This is a genomic window from Brucella tritici, assembly GCF_902825325.1.
Lineage (GTDB): Bacteria > Pseudomonadota > Alphaproteobacteria > Rhizobiales > Rhizobiaceae > Brucella.
Map to the genome: position 1 here is coordinate 93,480 of NZ_CADEAR010000008.1, position 17,579 is coordinate 111,058.

Consider the following 17,579-nt stretch of genomic DNA (forward strand, 5'->3'; position numbering starts at 1 on the left):
CTCAGCCTCCCTGCATCGGGGCCAGAACTTCGATGCGGTCGCCAGGCGACAGGAGCGTGGCTGCGCGTTCGTCGCTGGCCACGAATTCGCCGTTCAGCGCGGTTGCAACAACCGCTTCATCCAGCTCGATCTCGGTGAGCAGCGCCGCCAGATTGGCGGCTGCCGTGGTGATGACCTCACCGTTCAGCACGATTGTCATGCGTAGTCCTCCACAAATTCTGGCATAGGTTCCGGCGCATCTTCCGGCATGGTCGCGCTCGCAACCGCCATGCGCGCTATCGCCGGCGAAAGCAGGAAGCCGTGGCGGTAAAGCCCGTTGACATAGATGGTTTTGCCACGCCGTCTCACGCGGGGCAGATTGTCGGGAAATGCGGGGCGCGCATCGACGCCCGTTTCGAGAATTTCCGCCTCGCCGAAGGCTGGATGCAGCGCATAGGCGGCGCTTAAAAGTTCCAGCGTCGAGCGCACGCTGATGCCGGATCGCTCGCCGCTTTCGATCATCGTCGCGCCGATCATGTGCACGCCGTCGCCGCGCGGCACGATGTAGAGCGGAATACGCGGATGCAGGAGGCGCACGGGCCGCTTGAGATTGATGTCGCGTGAGCGGACAACCAGCATCTCACCCTTGACGCCGCGCAGGTCCTGCAACTGATCACGCGCTGCAAGACCGCGCGCATCGACGGTCATGTCGGCCTCGATTTTTACGTCTTTCGCATCCTGCCCCAGATGAAAGACCACGCCTTTCTTCTGCAGGTTTTCGGCGAGCTCAATCAGCGTTTTGCGCGGGTTGAGATGGCCTTCGCCTGCAAAGAAAAGTCCTTGCCGAAAACGGCCTGCAAGGTCTGGTTCCAGCGCATCGATCTGCACTTGATCAATGGTGTCGAATGCCTCCGTCCTGCGGGCAAAGCGACGAAGTTCGGTCGCATCGCGTGTGTGCGAGAGCACAAGCGTACCCTTGCGATGGACTGTCGAAACGTGCCGTTCCCACCAGCCAATCGCTTCCTGCCCCAGGCGAACGACCGGTTCTTCCGCGCTCTCGCCCTCGCACCATGGGGCAAGCATTCCACCCGCAAACCACGAGCAACTGTCGGACCCGATTTCCACGCTCTTGGCAATCACGGTGACGGCGTGGCCCTGATCGGTGAATTCGGCGGCGGTGGCCAATCCGGCAACGCCCGCGCCGATAATGGTAACGCGCATCAGACGGTCTCCCCTGTAGTTGTGTTCCAGAGGTTGTGGAAATGATGCACCGGCCCATGGCCGTGACCGACTTTCAATGTATCGGCGGCACGGATTGCGCCTTGCAGATAGGTATGTGCCGTTTGCAGTGCCTGTTCGAGCGGCAGGTTTTTTGCCAGTTGCGCCGCGATGGCCGAAGAGAGCGTACAGCCTGTGCCATGCGTGTTGGCAGTCAGGATGCGCGGCGCTTCGAGGCGCAGGGTGGGCTGGTCACGGCGGATCAGCAGATCGACGCAGATTTTGCCTTCCGCATGACCGCCCTTCATCAATACGGCTTTCGCGCCCATTTCGAGCAGAGCGCGGCCCTGTTCCTCGGCTTGGCCGTCGTTGCGTGCCGTATCGCAATCGAGCAGACAGGCAGCTTCGGGCCGGTTCGGGGTGAGAAGCGTGGCCTGCGGCAACAGTTTCCGGCGCAACAGCGCAATGGCGTTTTCGCTCAAAAGCCGGTCGCCGGATTTTGCCACCATGACGGGGTCGAGCACGATGGGCCCGGAAAAATGCGCAAGGCCGCGCGCGATGGCCTCGATGGTTTCCGGCACCGAAACCATGCCGATCTTCACCGCCGCGACATTGAGATCGCTGAATACGGCGTCGATCTGCCCGGCGACGATGTCTGCCGGGACATCGTGTACGGCGCTGACGGTGCGCGTGTTCTGCACAGTGACGGCGGCAATGACGCTGGCGCCATAGACGCCGAGCGCGGAGAATGTCTTGAGATCGGCCTGAATGCCAGCACCGCCGCCGCTGTCGGAACCGGCGATGGTCACGCATATCGGTATCGGCGACGCCCGGTCGCTTGTCGATGTTGTTCGGGAGAAACTGTGTTTTTGGTCCATATGTCGTCTCTCATTCCGAACGGAAGATGAGACGCCATGAACATGAGCGGAGCCTGAGCTCCATTGGGGAATATTCCCGGTCCGCGACGCGCCAAACTCCGTTCCCTACGCAGGTATTACCCGGATCAGGTTCAATGGGTTAACGCGAGAATGCGTCTCTCAGCCTCTTTCGAGACACCCCAACGAATTTTGCATCTGTAGGCATAGGCCGGAAGTTGAAGCTGGTCAAGCGATGGAAAAAGTGTGGCTTAGAAGAAATTCCTTAAATCGACCCTCGATTTGTATATGGTTTATTAAAATTCTCGGCTTTAATCTATGTTCGGGGTGCATCTTCCGCGTGTTGCTCATAGTGCTATGAAACAAGACGGCCTGCTTGTGAGATGGGTCGGAATTATCCTGTAGGATCAGTCGGATGAGGGGTTTGCGATGAGGAAGCGGAAGGGCGCTTCGGCTTCAGCTGAAGACACGATGGCGCGCGCGTCCGAACCGGACTTCCGCATCCTTTTTACAACCCATCCGACACCTATGTGGGTTTATGACCCGGAAACACTGCGTTTCATCGTGATGAATGACGCAGCCTACCGGCTCTACGGCTATACTGCTGACGAGATTCCGGGCATGACAGTGCTCGATATTCGCCCACAGACCGAACGGGATCGGATGCTTGCCGCTATACGGGACCGAAGCGATCTTGAGCGACCGGAGCGCTGGCAGCATCTGCGCGCCAATGGTGAAACCATCGACGTTCTGACCTATGGACGCCAGGTAATATTCGATGGCAAGGAAGCAATTCTGGCTATTGTTCAGGATAGGACAGAATTGGCGGCGGCCAATCGTCAGGCAACTCACGCCCAAACCTTACTGGACAGTCTCGTCAACAATCTGCCGCTAGGCGTCTTCGTCAAGGATATGCACGATGAGGGTCGTTATGTGCTCTACAATCAGGCAGCATCCGCGGCGAGCGGACAGCCGATAGACGAGGCTATCGGGTCAACAGACCTGGATCTTTTCCCCAAGCGCGAAGCAGCTGTCATCAGCCAGCAGGACCGAATGGCAATGCAGCGTCGGGAAGTGTTGAGTGTTGAACGCAAGATCGAGCGCAAGGATGGAACGTCGCGCACGGTGCGGATCATAAAATGCTCGATTCCGCCCGTCGAAGGGAATGAACCTCGTTATTTGATTGGTCTCCTTGAGGATATAACCGAACGGCGTGAGATCGAAGAACGCATGGCGCATATTGCCATGCATGACAGTCTGACCGGTCTGCCGAACCGCGCCTATTTCTCCCACCATGTTGAGGGACTATTGAAAAAGGGCGGAGATTCCCAGCCTTTCGCCTTGTTCTATCTCGACATCGACCATTTCAAGAACATCAACGATAGTATCGGCCATCAGGCGGGTGACCAGCTTTTGCAGGAAGTGGCGCATCGTTTGAAGCAAATCACGACCCCGGATGAATTCATTGCCCGGCTGGGCGGTGACGAATTCGCTATCGTTTATCGCAGCGGCACACTGGGGCAGATCGCGATGTTTGCCGACCGCATTCTTTCGGCTTTTCAGGATGCGTTCAAGCTGGTGGGCAATTCGGAATTCGTCACCTGCAGCATGGGGATTGCCCAGGCGCCATTGCATGGCGACAACCCAGATGTGCTGATGCGCAATGCCGATCTAGCGCTTTACGCCTCGAAATCTGGTGGACGTCGCACATTCCGTTTCTATCAGCATTCCCTGCGCCTGGCGGCTGAGAAGCGCTATGTCATGACCGGTGAACTTCGCCAGGCTCTATTGGATGAACAATTCGAGCTTCACTATCAGCCGATATTCAATCTTGAGAGCGGCAAGATTTCCGGTTTTGAAGCGCTAATCCGCTGGCGTCATCCAGAGCGGGGCATGGTTTCTCCTGCAGAGTTCATTCCATTGGCAGAAGAAACAGGTTTGATCGGACCGATTGGCGAGTGGGTTCTAAGGGCGGCATGTCGGGAGGCTGTTCTCTGGCCGGAGGACATCAAGGTTTCCGTTAATCTCTCGCCGGTCCAGTTCAGCCAGACAACGCTTTTGCACTCGGTTACGGACGCGCTTGAAGCGGCGCGTCTTTCACCGGACAGACTTGAGCTTGAAATCACGGAGTCGGTCTTCCTGTCGAACAGCAAGAACAATATCGAGCTGCTGTTCGAACTGCGCCGACTGGGTGTTCGTATTGCTATGGACGATTTCGGGACCGGCTATTCTTCGCTCAGTTATCTGCGATCATTTCCTTTCGATAAAATCAAGATTGATCGCAGTTTCGTTTCGGGCATCGAAGTCGATACGCGCGATCTGGCCATCATTCAGGCCGTCGCGACGCTTGGCGCGGGCTTCAACATTGTCACGACGGCTGAGGGCGTGGAAACCGCCCAACAGCTGGAGCGTCTGAAGACCGAGCGTTTTGGTGAGGTGCAGGGTTTCCTGACCGGGCGGCCAATGCCTGCTGGCGACGTGCATTCGTTCATTCAAAATCGCAGCAATGTCGGTCTGGAAATGCCTGCGGCACATAACAGATTGCCGATTTAGCACTACAGTTGCATTCTTCGTGATGCCGGGCTGCAAAGAGCAATTTGTCTGCGTTCCGGTGCCCACGTAGCTTTCTCTGGCGCATAGCCTTATCCGAAAAGTCTGCAAATTTTTGGGACTATACCTGGAGGTACGCTCCACTCCGGTTTTCGAAAATCACTCTTTCGCCACGGCCTGACGAATTTGCAACTGTAGTGTTAGAGCACGTCTCCCGAAGTCGCGAAATATCCTGATCGAACCTTGTTTCAAAAAGGGCTTGACCTTCCAACGGTGGGAAGGACTATCTAGAGAGCAACTCTCGAATTATGCCCTTTCCGGGCGATGAAAGGGATTGCCATGAACAAGCCTGTTAATCACGAAACCATCAGTTTTCCAGTGCCCGTCGAAGGGATGAGTTGCGCGTCTTGCGTGTCATCCGTTGAAAAAGCCGTGTCCAAAGTTCCGGGCGTCGACAAGGTTTCCGTCAATCTCGCAACGGAACGCGCCGATGTGACTTTCAAAGGCGCGCCAGATCTGCCTTCGGTGATCGATGCCATTCGCAAGGCGGGTTATGAAGTCCCGGCTGCCAGCATAGATCTGGCGATTGAGGGCATGAGTTGCGCTTCCTGTGTCAGCAAGGTCGAAAAGGCATTGAACGGCGTGCCAGGTGTGACCCGCGCCAGCGTCAACCTCGCAACGGAGCGGGCGCATGTCGATCTGGCAGGGCAGGTATCGGTCAACGAGCTTATCAAGGCAGTTGAAAGTGCTGGCTATGAGGCGCGGTCACTTGATGAAAAGCAGGGCAGCGAAAAACAGGAGACCCAGTCCGAAAAGCGGGATGCGGAAGCGGCAGAACTGAAGAAAAGCGTCATCCTCGCCGCCCTTCTGACATTGCCTGTGTTCGTGCTGGAGATGGGGTCGCATCTCATCCCGGCGGTCCATATGTTCGTCATGGACCGCATTGGCATGCAGAACAGCTGGTATCTGCAGCTCGTGCTCACAACGCTGGTTCTGTTCGGGCCGGGCCTGCGCTTTTTCAAGAAAGGCATACCGACACTCCTGCGCGGCACGCCCGACATGAATTCGCTCGTCGTGGTCGGTACGCTCGCGGCCTGGGGCTTCTCCGTCGTTGCAACTTTTCTTCCGGGAGTGCTGCCCGAGGGTACGGTGAATGTCTATTTTGAAGCCGCCGCCGTCATCGTCACGCTGATCCTGATCGGGCGTTATCTGGAAGCGCGCGCCAAGGGGCGCACCAGTGCGGCTATCAGCCGATTGGTCGGCTTGCAGGCCAAGTCGGCACGGGTTCTGCGTGATGGCGAAGCGATTGACGTACCGCTGGAAGATGTTCGCGCTGGCGACATCGTTCAAGTTCGTCCCGGCGAGAAAGTCCCGGTCGATGGCGAAGTGATCGACGGTTCGTCTTATGTCGATGAATCGATGATTACCGGCGAGCCTGTGCCTGTTGCCAAGGAAAAGGGCGCGGAAGTGGTTGGCGGCACGATCAACAAGACCGGTGCTTTCACCTTCCGTGCGACCAAGGTTGGCCGCGACATGGTGATTTCGCAGATCATCCGCATGGTCGAGGATGCGCAAGCCGACAAACTGCCTATTCAGGCCATGGTCGACAAGGTGACCGGCTGGTTCGTCCCCGCCGTGATGGCGGCTGCCGCTTTGACCTTTGCATTGTGGCTGGCGATCGGCGGCACGGGCATGCTGGGTTATGCGCTGGTGAACGCCATTGCGGTTCTCATCATTGCCTGCCCGTGTGCCATGGGTTTGGCCACGCCGACCTCCATTATGGTTGGCACTGGCCGCGCAGCCGAGTTCGGCGTCCTGTTTCGTCGTGGTGATGCCTTGCAGACCCTGCGCGATGCTTCCGTTATTGCCGTCGACAAGACCGGTACGCTGACACAGGGAAAGCCCGCACTCGCGCATTTTGCGACCGTCGAAGGTTTTGATAAGGACGAACTTCTGGCGCTTGTGGCAGCCGTTGAAGCACGCTCCGAACATCCTATTGCCGATGCGATTGTGGAAGCAGCGAAGGCGAAGGGATTGAAGCTCGCGGATGTGTCGGCTTTCGAAGCTGTGCCCGGTTTTGGCTTGAAGGCTCACGTGTCCGGTCATGAGGTTGCCATCGGCGCTGATCGTTACATGGCAAAGCTTGGTCATGACGTTGCTATCTTCGCCAATGATGCGAAGCGTCTCGGCGATGAAGGACAGTCCCCGCTCTACGCCGCCATCGACGGCAAGCTCGCGGCAATCCTGACCGTTGCCGACCCGATGAAGGAAACCACGCCAGCGGCCATTGCTGCCCTGCACGAACAGGGGCTGAAGGTCGCCATGATCACGGGCGATAACCGCCGCACTGCCGAGGCCATCGCAAGGCGTCTGGGTATCGATGAAGTGGTTGCGGAAGTGCTGCCGGACGGCAAGGTCGAGGCACTGAAGCGGCTTTCGGCAGGCGGGAAGCGGATTGCCTTTGTCGGTGATGGTATCAACGATGCGCCTGCACTGGCTGCTGCCGATGTTGGTATTGCGATTGGCACCGGCACGGATATTGCGATTGAAAGCGCGGATGTGGTGCTGATGTCGGGTGATCTGCGCGGTGTGGTCAATGCCATCGCGATATCGAAGGCGACGATCCGCAACATCGGCGAGAACCTGTTCTGGGCCTTTGCCTACAACGTCGCGCTGATCCCTGTGGCGGCGGGTGTTCTTTACCCTGTCACCGGAACGCTGTTGTCGCCGGTTCTGGCGGCAGGCGCCATGGCTTTCTCCAGCATTTTTGTGCTGAGCAATGCCTTGCGGCTCAAGGCTTTTAAGAGCCCGATAGAGGTCTGAGCAAAAGAAAGGCGCGGTATTGACCGCGCCTTTTTGTTTCAGAGCATTTCCAGCAAAAGTGCGAAGCGGTTTTGCGTAGGATAATGCGTACAAACAAAGACATAGAGCGGTTCCGTTTCAACCGGAACCGCTCTAATGAGTTCCGACGGCCTTGCCGTAAATCCGCACGACATTGCGGACGGCTTCCACCATCAAAGCATGCGGCGTCGGTTCAATCCCACCCGATGCGACTGCCGGATAAAGCGTGCCGAGATACTGGCTGATCAGCGTTTCGGGTATCTTGCGACCTTCCAGACGCTTCAAAAGCGCGTCCACGGCAGCGGTTGCCACCGGATGCGGCCAGTAATAGCGGATGCGGTCGCTATAGGAGAAATGGCGTTGCAGACGCAGTTCTTCTGCATCGCCATGGTAGTATTTTTCCCAGTTCTTCGGCTCGGCCAGAAGCAGTGCTTCCATCTTGCCGCGCAGGGTTTCTTCTTCCGGCAGCTTGTCGAGGAAAGCCGCAATCTGGTCGAGACCGTAAAGCGCCTCGCGCAGTGCAAAAGTCAGGCCGGGGCCGACTTTCAGAATGGCGAAGCCGTCGTGAACGAGATCGGAAAGCGCTTCCACCGGCTGATAATCGGTCGAATGTGCTTCAAAGACGAATTGCGGCATTTCGCTGAGAACGCCGCTCAGCGCCGTCGCCTTTTCGCTGTTGTAGAAGACCACATTCTCGTTGCCGAATTCGACGCCCGGCTGCACCACAACGCCGATGGCGCGGGCAAAGGCGTCTTCCAGTCCAAGTGCTGCGAAAGCCTTGCGGTGAATGGCGACTGTCTCGACCGCCGCGCCCGGCTTGGTCAGTTCCAGCTCTTCGATTTCTTCCATCGCACCGCCGGGAATCGGCACTTCAGTGCCGATGATATAAACCGGCAGGTCGTATCCGGCTTCACGGGCCGCAGCTTCGGAAACCTTGGCCAGACGCGCGGCGCGCTCGGCGGTCACGGCATCAGGCAGTGCAACCGGTTCGCCAGCGCAACCCATCGACGTGTCGAGATGGATCTTGGTGAAGCCTGCGCGCACGAAGGCGTCGATCATGACATCCGATTTCAGCAGGGCTTCTTCGGCAGGCAGATGCTTCCACGGGTTCGGACCGAGATGGTCGCCACCCAGAATGAGCCGCTTGGTGTCGAAGCCGACGCGAGCCGCAATATCTTCCACAAAGCGGCGGAAGTCGGCAGGCGTCATGCCCGTATAGCCGCCGTCCTGATTGACCTGATTGCAGGTGGCCTCGATCAGCACGTCCGTGCTGGTCGCGATGCCTTCAAGAAGAGCGGCCTCAATCACCAGAGGATGCGCAGAGCAGATCGACGTGATGCCGCCGCGAGTTCCGCTGGCGTAACGTGCGGGAAGTGCGCTCAGAACGTTCGTGCTGCTCATGCTGGAACTCCGTTTTTCTGAAGGAAGGCTTCAATTTCGGCCATGGTCGAGGTGCCCTCCATCGGCCCTTTGACACCAACGGCGCGTGCGCCGGTGGCGTTGGCGATGACCAGAGCTTCCTTCGGGGCCATGTCGCGCAGCCAGCAGGTGACAAATGCCGCGCCAAAACTGTCGCCTGCTCCGGTTGGGTCGATTTCATCGACCTTGAAAGCAGGTGCGAAAACTTCGCCAGACTGGTCGAAATAGCTTGCGCCTTTAGCGCCGCGCTTGATCACAACGGCTTTGATACCGCGGGCCAGCAGTTCTTTCACAGCAGCCTTTTCCTCGGTCGCCTTGGTGAAGAGGAAAATTTCCGGGCCGCTTGGCATGAACAGATCGGTGTTTTCCAGCGCATGGGCCAGTGCCTGGCGCATGCCCGGCAATTCCAGCATTTCCTTGCGGATATTCGGGTCGAAGGACACTGTGCCGCCCTTCGCCTTGATGCGGATTGTCGCCTCGTGGATCGCCGAAACAATGCCGTCGGAGAACAGGGCAGAACCCATGATGTGCAGGTGATCGGCGGTCTCGATCAGCTTTTCAGCTTCCGGTGTCAGGCCGATGGCGCTGCATGCGCTGTGCTTGATATTGAAGATGAAATCGCGATTGCCATCGGGGCGATAACGCACGAAGGCGCTGCCGGTGGCGGCTGTCGGATGTACGCCAATGGCCGAAACATCCACGCCGTCTTTTTGCAGGCGCTCGACATTGAGTGCGCCGAAATCGTCATTGCCGACTGCACTGACCATGCCGCAAGGCTGGCCCATTTTGGCCGCCTGATCGATGAAGATCGCAGGCGCGCCGGAAGCGAACGGGCCGATCAACGGGATGGCAGACTTGAAACCGTTGCCAGTTTCCACGGCCATGATCTCGACGACGATTTCACCGATGGTGATGATCTTTTTCATAAGCTGCACCGCGATTACGTACGAACGGATTTCGAGCGCACATCGAGCCAGACCGCGACCAGAATGACCACGCCCTTGACGATGAGCTGATAGAAGTAAGGCACCGACAGCATATTCATGCCGTTATTGATGACACCGATGATAAGCGCGCCGAGAATGGTGCCGACCATGGTGCCGACGCCGCCAGCAAGCGAGGTGCCGCCCAGCACGACCGCCGCAATGGCGTCGAGTTCGTAGCCCATGCCCGCATTGGTCTGCGCCGAGGACAGACGCGACGACAGGAGAATGCCGCTGATCGCCGCCATGACGCCCGAAAGCATGAAGACGATGATCTTGATGCGATCGACGCGGATGCCCGAATAGATCGCCGCTTCCTTGTTGCCGCCCGACAGATAGATACGGCGGCCGAAAACGGTCTTCGACAGCAGGATATAGTTGAAGATGAACAGGACGCCGACAATCCAGATGATGATCGGCAGGCCGAGCCAGTTTTCCGAACCGATGGCGAGCCATGTGTCGTTTTCGATGATTTCAGGTGCACCATTGGTCGGCAGGCTGACCATGCCGCGATAGATGCCCATCGTCGCAACGGTCACGATGAAGGATGGCAGCATCAGCTTTGCCGAAAGCACACCATTCAGCCCGCCCATGATGGCGCCCGCCGCAAGCGTGAAAACAACAGTCGGTACGAAGCCGAAGCCCATGGCAAAGGCTTGCGCCGCCACCATGCCGGAAACCGCGATGATCGAACCGATGGACAGGTCGATTTCACCGAGCAGGATCACATAGGTCATGCCGTAGGCGGCAACGGCGATCACCGCCACCTGCTGCATGATGTTCATGAAGTTGTTGAAGGCGAGAAAGCGCGGGTTCAACACCGCGAAGACCACGCAGAGCACGGCCAGCGAGATGATGATGCCGCCATATTGGCGGATCAGCGGGGAGCTGAAAAGCGAACGGCGGACTTCCGCGTCCACGGCTTTCTTCTGAAGATTTTGTGCGTTGCTCATATGTGCATTCCTGCTGCGTAGCTCATGACGGTTTCGGGCGTGAGGCCATCGGCATCGACAATGGCAGCGACATGCTTGTTATGCATGACGGCCACGCGGTCGCTGAGACCCAGCACTTCCGGCAGTTCGGAGGAAACCATCAGGATCGCCGCGCCATTGGCGGCAAGTTCACGGATGATGCGATAGATTTCGAATTTCGCGCCAACGTCAACACCGCGCGTCGGCTCGTCGAGAATGAGGATGCGCGGCTTTGTCTGCAGCCACTTTGCCAGCACGATCTTCTGCTGGTTGCCGCCGCTGAGCGATCCGGCAACCGTGTCGATGGATGCTGTCTTGATGGCCAGACGCAGCACTTCCGCCTTGGCAGCGGAGCGCTCTGCTCTGGAGCGCATCAGGCCGAAAGGCCCCGCCAGCTGTCCAAGCCCAACCATGTTGATGTTGCGCTCAACGCTATGCGGAAGAACAAGACCTTCTTCCTTGCGGTTCTCGGTCACGAAAGCAATGCCGTTGCGAATAGCATCGGTCGGTGAGGAAAGCGTGATGACTTCGCCGTCGAGCTTGATCTCACCCGTGGGCCGCAGCATCCCGAACAATGCCTTCATCACGTCCGAACGGCCAGAACCGACCAGTCCGAACAGCCCCAGAACTTCGCCCGGCTTCACATCGATGGTGACGTCATGGAATTTGCCCGGCACGGAGAGGTTCTTCGTCGCCAGAATCGGCGGAACATTTTCCGAAGGGCGCGGCGCTTCACGTGGCGGGTAGATATCGTTCATCTCACGACCGACCATCAGCGCGATCAGACGGTCGATGCTGGTCTCGCTCTTTTCGGCGGTCGTGACATATTCGCCATCGCGGACAACCGTAATGTCGTCGGAAAGCCGCATGATTTCTTCCATGCGGTGCGAAATATAGATGACGGCAGTGCCCTTCGCTTTCAGCCGCTCGATGATCGAAAACAGAATTTCAGCTTCGCTATCGGACAGCGACGAGGTCGGCTCATCCAGAATGACGATGTCAGCAGGCTGGCTCAATCCCTTGGCGATTTCGACGAGCTGGCGCTGGGCAATCGAAAGATCGCCGACCTTTGCACGCGCATCGACAGGCAGGCCAAGCTCATCAATGAGCTTGTCGGCAGCGGCGTTCAGTTCGCGCTCCCGCACAAACCCGAAGCGGCTTGGCTCGTGGTTCGCGAAAATATTCTCGGCAACGGTCAGGTTGCGGGAGAGGCTCAATTCCTGAAAGACGATGGCGATGCCACTGGCACGCGCGTCGCGCGGGTTCTTCGGCGCATAGGCCTCACCTTTGAGCAAGATGGTGCCGGATGTTGGCTTGAACACGCCAGCCAGAATCTTCATCAGCGTGGATTTGCCGGCGCCGTTTTCGCCGAGCAGCGTATGCACGCGACCACGACGCACCGTCAGGTTCATGCGCTTCAGCGCGATGACCGGGCCGAAGGATTTCGCGACATCGCGAATTTCAAGAACCGTATCCGGCGTGGCTTCTCGTTCGGATCTGGTGGCTGTCTCGGTATCTGTCACTTTGGGGGCCTCCACTCTCCGTTATTCAGTTCCGCAGGCGGATTTTAAGATTGATCGCGAGCGAAGTCTGCAATTCAAAAAGGGTTGCGGCGGCGGCAAGGCGCGTGGTGTTCGCCGGGCCGCCGCACGCAGATAGGAAACAGCAACTGGGAGGAGTGTCGCTGTTTCACGCGGTGTTACTTGGTTTCGCCGTCCTTGGTGACGACGCCCGGAACGATCGGCTGCTTGGCAGGCACTTCCTCGCCCTTGATAACCTTGGCAGCGGTTTCAACCGCGACCTTGCCCATCTGGTCCGGGTACTGCGCAATAACGCCGACCATGATCGGGTCGTTCTTCACGGCGTTACGGGCTTCTTCCATACCGTCGAAGCCGATCACCTTGACCTGGTTTTCGAGCTTGGCCGACTTTACTGCCGAGGCAGCGGCCAATGCGGCATCGTCACCGAAGCCGAAGATGCCGACGATATCCGGATTGGCCTGAAGGATGTTCTGGGCAGCCGAAAGAGCTTCTGGACGGGTGATGCCCGGCTGGATCGCCACGATCTTGATGTCCGGATATTTGGCGATGCCCTTCTTGAAGCCTTCAATACGATCAACGACCGACTGAACCGTCGGGTAATCGATCACGGCGACGTTGCCCTTCTCGCCGATGGACTTTGCCATCAGTTCGGCAGCCTTTTCGCCGCCTGCGAAGTTGTCCGTGCCCACAAAGGAAGTCACATCGACATTGTTGGCCGGAACGTCGACGGTGATGACCTTGATGCCAGCCTTTTCAGCCTTGTTGATGGCCGAGCGGACGCCCTTGCTGTCAACCGGCGAAATGATGATGACATCGACGCCCTTGGTGATGAAATCTTCCACATCGGCGAGCTGCTTGCTCAAATCCTGATTGGCGATGGAGACTTCCAGCGGCACATTCTCTGCCTGCGCTTCCTTCTTCATCGCGTCTGCGAGCGAGATGTAGAAAGGATGCTGCTGGGTCAGAAGCGATGCGCCGATGCCTTCGGCAGATGCAGCACCTGCCATCATGGCCAGGGCTACGCCGGAAAAGAGAATACGGCTGAGCGATTTGCGAAACATGATTTCCTCCGAATGACCGGCGCTCGCCGGGACGTCCTTCTATGGGACATGAACAACGGTTTTCCTGCTGGTTCGTTAGTTGTCGCCAACTGCAAACCTCCCGAAGGGCAGGGCCTTCAGCCCATGATTGAGCTCCCCTAGACATGCTAGAGCTTGTTCAGCGTGTCAATATAAAATTTTTCACGTGTAAAAATTATAACGATTGAATTTGGGCACGCGACGCGGGCGTGAGCTATAGAAAAGAGGTGAAGGCGTGGGCTGTTGATCACTGATGCGCTGAAATTTGTTGCTTCTGAGCGGAAATAAATTTACGCATGAAAAGAAAAGTGGGTGACACCGAAAAATCACTTCGATACCCCAGTGGGAAAAGCAGGGCATGACCGAACAGAAGATCAGGACGATGGAAGAGTTCGCGGCGGCAAGCGGATTGTCTCGTCCTACGGTCTCGAAATATTTCGACAATCCTGAAAGCGTGAAGCCTTCCACGCGGGCTCGTATCGAAAAGGCGCTGAAAGACTATAATTATCAGCCCAACATTTTTGCAGTCAGTCTCAATCGCAAGAAGCCGAAGAACATCGGCGTTATCGTTCCGCATATATCCGATCCCTTCTACGCGGAGATCATTCGCCAGATCGAGATGCGCTGTCTGGCGGAGGGCTACTGGACCATCGTGCTGTCATCTCATGGTGACAGAAAACTCGAAGCGCGGGCGATGCGCACGTTGATGTCTCTCAAGATTGCGGGTGTTCTGATGGCCCCGCTCGGTTTCGATACCGATGAGAAGCTTCTTTCCAGTCTGTCGAACTCGACACCTGCGGTCTTCCTGGACAGCCGCATCAGCGATGACCAGCCGTTCGTCGGCACGGATAATCGCCAGAGCATAGGGAATATCACCGAATATCTTTATCGAACGGGGGAACACCCCTGCTTCCTCGAAATGCCGGCGGTAAACCAGAATGCGCTGGAGCGGCGTTCGGCCTATATCGAAACGATGGAAAGGCTTGGCGTTGAACCGATCATCCTTCCCATAGAAGCAAAGAACTGGAATTTCGAGGAACTGGGCTATCAGGAGGCGGGCCGGATTTTTGATCGCGGCGGCTTTCCGACGCGCACGGTCCTGTGTGCCAATGATCGTCTGGCTTTCGGCGTAATTTCCGCGGCATTCGAGCGTCGGCGCCATGTCGGGCGTGAAGAGGGCTGCGATCTTCGCGTCGCCGGTCATGACGACCATCCTCTTAGCCGCTTCACCTGTCCGCCGCTGACGACGGTTGCGCAGGACTATCGGCAAATTGCGCATTTGGGTCTCGATATGCTTTTTTCGCGGATCAATGCGCAGGAAAGCGGGGCGGCAGTCGAGAAGGAAATACGCCGTCTCGATAGCCACCTCATCATGCGCGGTTCTGCGTGATGCCGCTAAAAAGCCTCCTGAAAGCCGGAATACACACAGTTTTGCCATGCGCTCGCCGCAATTGACGAGCGAAAATATGCATATTCCGGCACCGTTTTACGTCTTTTGACGGCCCAAAGCCCCTTTCCTGCACTCTGCCTTAATCAAGGATGGCGCTCGAATGGAGGTCAGTCCCTTTCGATCTTTCCCGCGAAAGAATTACTCTGCCGCTCCCTAGATTTTTTCCATGCTCGCCTATGTGGATATGTAGGCAGCATGGAGTTGTGCGGCACACGGATTGCCGCAAGACTTGCAACCTATATCTGGCCATATCTGGCCATATCTGGCCATATCTGGATTGCCTCGAAATTGGTGAGCGGTTAATCCGCCCGGCTTCTCTGCACATATGATGGGATGCCGTTTATGCTGGAAGGGGTAATGTCTTGCTTATCTGGTTAACTTCCATCGTTCTTTTTCTGATTGGGCTTGCGCTCGGCGCGGGAGGCATCTGGCTCGCCGCACTTGGCGGGAGCTGGTATTACATACTCGCGGCGATCGGCTTTCTGCTGACCGCCGTTTTGCTGTCCCGGCGCAGCGCCTCGGCATTATGGGTCTATGCGCTTGTTATCCTCGGATCGCTGGGCTGGGCCGTTTACGAAGTCGGCTTCGATTGGTGGCAGCTTGGCGCACGCGGCGGCATCATCGTGCTGCTCGGCTTCTGGATGCTGACACCCTGGATCAGGAAACCACTGAACAACGGGGCAGGCGATAGTGGTCTGCCGCTGGCTGCAGCCTCGGTGATCGCAGTCGTGGTCGCAGGCTATGCGATAACCCAGGATAGCTACAACATTGCCGGAGACCTGCCGACGGAGAAGGTGGCTGCAACGCCCGATCTTGGCGGTAACGTGCCCGATGGCGAATGGCATCAATATGGTCGAACGCCTTACGGTCAGCGCTATTCGCCGCTGGCGCAGATAACGCCGGATAATGTTTCCAAGCTTCAGGTTGCCTGGCAGTATCAGACCGGCGATGTGAAGCAGCCGCAGGATGTTGGCGAAACGACCTATCAGGTTACGCCGCTCAAGATTGGCGATTCCCTTTATCTCTGCACGCCGCATAACTGGGCTATTGCGCTGGATGCGGCAACCGGCAAGGAAAAGTGGAAATTCGATCCCAAGGTTGGCTTCAATACGGATCGCCAGCACCAGACCTGCCGTGGTGTGAGCTACTGGAAGGATGCGACCGCAACGGCTGGAGCAAAATGCGCCGAGCGTGTCTATCTGCCGACATCTGACGCACGATTGATTGCACTGGATACGGCCACCGGAGAAATCTGCACGGATTTCGCCAATGGCGGTACGCTCGATCTCAGCCATGGCATGAAATACAATCCGGCAGGGTATTATTACTCCACTTCACCGCCTGTCGTCGTCGGAGACAAGATCATCGTTGGCGGCGCCGTCAATGACAATTACTCGACGGAAGAACAGTCCGGCGTCATCCGCGCATTCGATATCCGTACCGGCCAACTGCTGTGGAACTGGGATTCGGGCAATCCGGATGTAACCACGCCGCTGCCGGAGGGTGAGCACTACACGACCAACTCACCCAATAGCTGGTCCGTTTCAAGCGTCGATGAGAAGCTTGGGCTAATCTTTGTTCCGCTCGGCAACAAGGTGCCCGACCAGCTTGGTATGGACCGCAGCGAGAATGTGGAGAAGTTTTCCTCGTCCATCGTCGCTCTCGATGTGAACACCGGACAACTTCGCTGGGTGCGTCAGACGGTTCACCATGATCTATGGGATATGGACGTTCCAGCCCAGCCGGTCCTGCTGGAAATCAACGGGGTTCCGGCACTGGTCGGACCGACGAAGCAGGGCGATCTCTATGTTCTGGATCGACGTACCGGCGAGCCGATCATTCCGGTCAAGGAAATTCCAGCTCCGACAGGCGCGATACCCGAGGACCATACAGCCCCAACGCAGCCGATTTCCGACCTCACTTTCAGTCCGCCGCCCTTGCGCGAAAGCGACATGTGGGGCGTGACGATGTTCGATCAGCTCGCTTGTCGTATCAAGTTCCACGAGCTGTTCTATGAAGGCCGATATACCCCGCCTTCGCTGCGCGGAACGATTGTCTATCCGGGCAATTTCGGTGTGTTCAACTGGGGCAGCGTGGCCGTCGATCCGGTGCGGCAAGTCATGTTTGGTATGCCGACCTATCTCGCCTTCACCTCACGTCTTGTCCCGCGTGCGGACATCCCGCCGAAAGGACAGGATGAAAAGGGAAGCGAGCAGGGCCTGAACCGCAACGACGGCGCCCCTTATGGCGTCTTCATGGGACCATTCCTGGGGCCGCTCGGCATTCCCTGCCAGACGCCGCCATGGGGCTATGTCGCCGGTGTTGACCTGCGAACCGGCAAAATCGCCTACAAGCATCGGAATGGAACGATCCGCGATATGTCACCGGTTCCACTTCCGCTGAAGGTCGGCGTTCCGGGCATTGGCGGACCGATGATTACCGCAGGCGGCGTTGCCTTCCTTGGTGCAGCCGTGGATGACTATCTGCGCGCCTATGACCTGACTTCGGGCAAGCAGCTCTGGGAAGCACGGCTTCCTGCTGGAGGTCAGTCGACGCCGATGAGCTATACGGTCGGCGATCAGCAGTTCGTTTTGATGGTTGCCGGTGGGCATGGTTCTGTCGGCACCAAGCCCGGCGATTACGTGATCGCCTATACTCTGCCGAAAGGCTGAG

General features: G+C 57.6%; 12 protein-coding genes and 1 riboswitch. Of the genes, 4 read left to right on the top strand and 8 right to left on the bottom strand.

The genetic code is table 11. The features are described from left to right. Window position 1: 1 nt before the first annotated feature. From thiS to thiD, 3 genes are read right to left on the bottom strand one after another with little or no spacing between them, the layout of a single operon-like run. Window positions 2-199, bottom strand: coding sequence for a sulfur carrier protein ThiS (thiS, locus tag HWX93_RS13410; protein ID WP_109985931.1), 198 nt, complete (start codon window positions 197-199; stop codon window positions 2-4). Further along, window positions 196-1,200: a glycine oxidase ThiO gene (gene thiO / locus HWX93_RS13415; protein ID WP_109985932.1), complete on the bottom strand. Its 1,005-nt coding sequence runs from the start codon at window positions 1,198-1,200 to the stop codon at window positions 196-198. The genes thiS and thiO overlap by 4 nt, the downstream gene beginning before the upstream one ends. Further along, window positions 1,200-2,075, bottom strand: a complete 876-nt coding sequence (thiD, locus tag HWX93_RS13420) for a bifunctional hydroxymethylpyrimidine kinase/phosphomethylpyrimidine kinase (protein ID WP_109985933.1) — start codon at window positions 2,073-2,075, stop codon at window positions 1,200-1,202. The genes thiO and thiD overlap by 1 nt, the downstream gene beginning before the upstream one ends. Before the next feature lie 85 nt (window positions 2,076-2,160). Beyond that, a riboswitch (TPP riboswitch) is annotated at window positions 2,161-2,267 on the bottom strand. Window positions 2,268-2,501: 234 nt separating this feature from the next. On the opposite strand from thiD, the gene HWX93_RS13425 reads away from it, so the two are divergent. Next, window positions 2,502-4,625: a putative bifunctional diguanylate cyclase/phosphodiesterase gene (locus HWX93_RS13425; protein ID WP_109985934.1), complete on the top strand. Its 2,124-nt coding sequence runs from the start codon at window positions 2,502-2,504 to the stop codon at window positions 4,623-4,625. Window positions 4,626-4,961: 336 nt separating this feature from the next. Further along, a complete protein-coding gene (locus tag HWX93_RS13430) occupies window positions 4,962-7,445 on the top strand; it encodes a heavy metal translocating P-type ATPase (protein WP_109985935.1) in 2,484 nt (827 codons plus the stop codon). Between the two features lie 132 nt (window positions 7,446-7,577). Here HWX93_RS13430 and HWX93_RS13435 read toward each other — a convergent pair whose 3' ends face one another. From HWX93_RS13435 to HWX93_RS13455, 5 genes are all read right to left on the bottom strand, one after another. Then, complete coding sequence (locus HWX93_RS13435) at window positions 7,578-8,864, bottom strand: D-tagatose-bisphosphate aldolase, class II, non-catalytic subunit (protein ID WP_176037612.1); 1,287 nt, start codon at window positions 8,862-8,864, stop codon at window positions 7,578-7,580. Next, on the bottom strand, window positions 8,861-9,808 hold the full coding sequence (locus tag HWX93_RS13440) for a sugar kinase (RefSeq protein WP_151652214.1): 948 nt from the start codon (window positions 9,806-9,808) through the stop codon (window positions 8,861-8,863). The genes HWX93_RS13435 and HWX93_RS13440 overlap by 4 nt, the downstream gene beginning before the upstream one ends. Window positions 9,809-9,822: 14 nt before the next feature. Next, the gene (locus tag HWX93_RS13445; RefSeq protein WP_078338347.1) at window positions 9,823-10,818 is read right to left on the bottom strand and encodes an ABC transporter permease; all 996 of its coding nucleotides are present in this window, start codon (window positions 10,816-10,818) and stop codon (window positions 9,823-9,825) included. Further along, entirely contained in the window at window positions 10,815-12,359 is a 1,545-nt protein-coding gene (locus HWX93_RS13450; RefSeq protein ID WP_151677290.1) for a sugar ABC transporter ATP-binding protein, read from the bottom strand. The genes HWX93_RS13445 and HWX93_RS13450 overlap by 4 nt, the downstream gene beginning before the upstream one ends. A 176-nt stretch (window positions 12,360-12,535) precedes the next feature. Beyond that, window positions 12,536-13,438 carry a substrate-binding domain-containing protein gene (locus tag HWX93_RS13455; protein ID WP_151555470.1) on the bottom strand — a complete coding sequence of 301 codons (903 nt, stop codon included), beginning with the start codon at window positions 13,436-13,438 and terminating at the stop codon, window positions 12,536-12,538. A gap of 376 nt (window positions 13,439-13,814) precedes the next feature. Between HWX93_RS13455 and HWX93_RS13460 the strand changes: the two genes are divergently transcribed. Together HWX93_RS13460 and HWX93_RS13465 are read left to right on the top strand one after the other, a co-directional pair. Further along, on the top strand, window positions 13,815-14,846 hold the full coding sequence (locus tag HWX93_RS13460; protein WP_151652212.1) for a LacI family DNA-binding transcriptional regulator: 1,032 nt from the start codon (window positions 13,815-13,817) through the stop codon (window positions 14,844-14,846). A gap of 422 nt (window positions 14,847-15,268) precedes the next feature. After that, window positions 15,269-17,578, top strand: coding sequence for a glucose/quinate/shikimate family membrane-bound PQQ-dependent dehydrogenase (locus HWX93_RS13465; protein ID WP_151652211.1), 2,310 nt, complete (start codon window positions 15,269-15,271; stop codon window positions 17,576-17,578). Window position 17,579: the final 1 nt, after the last annotated feature.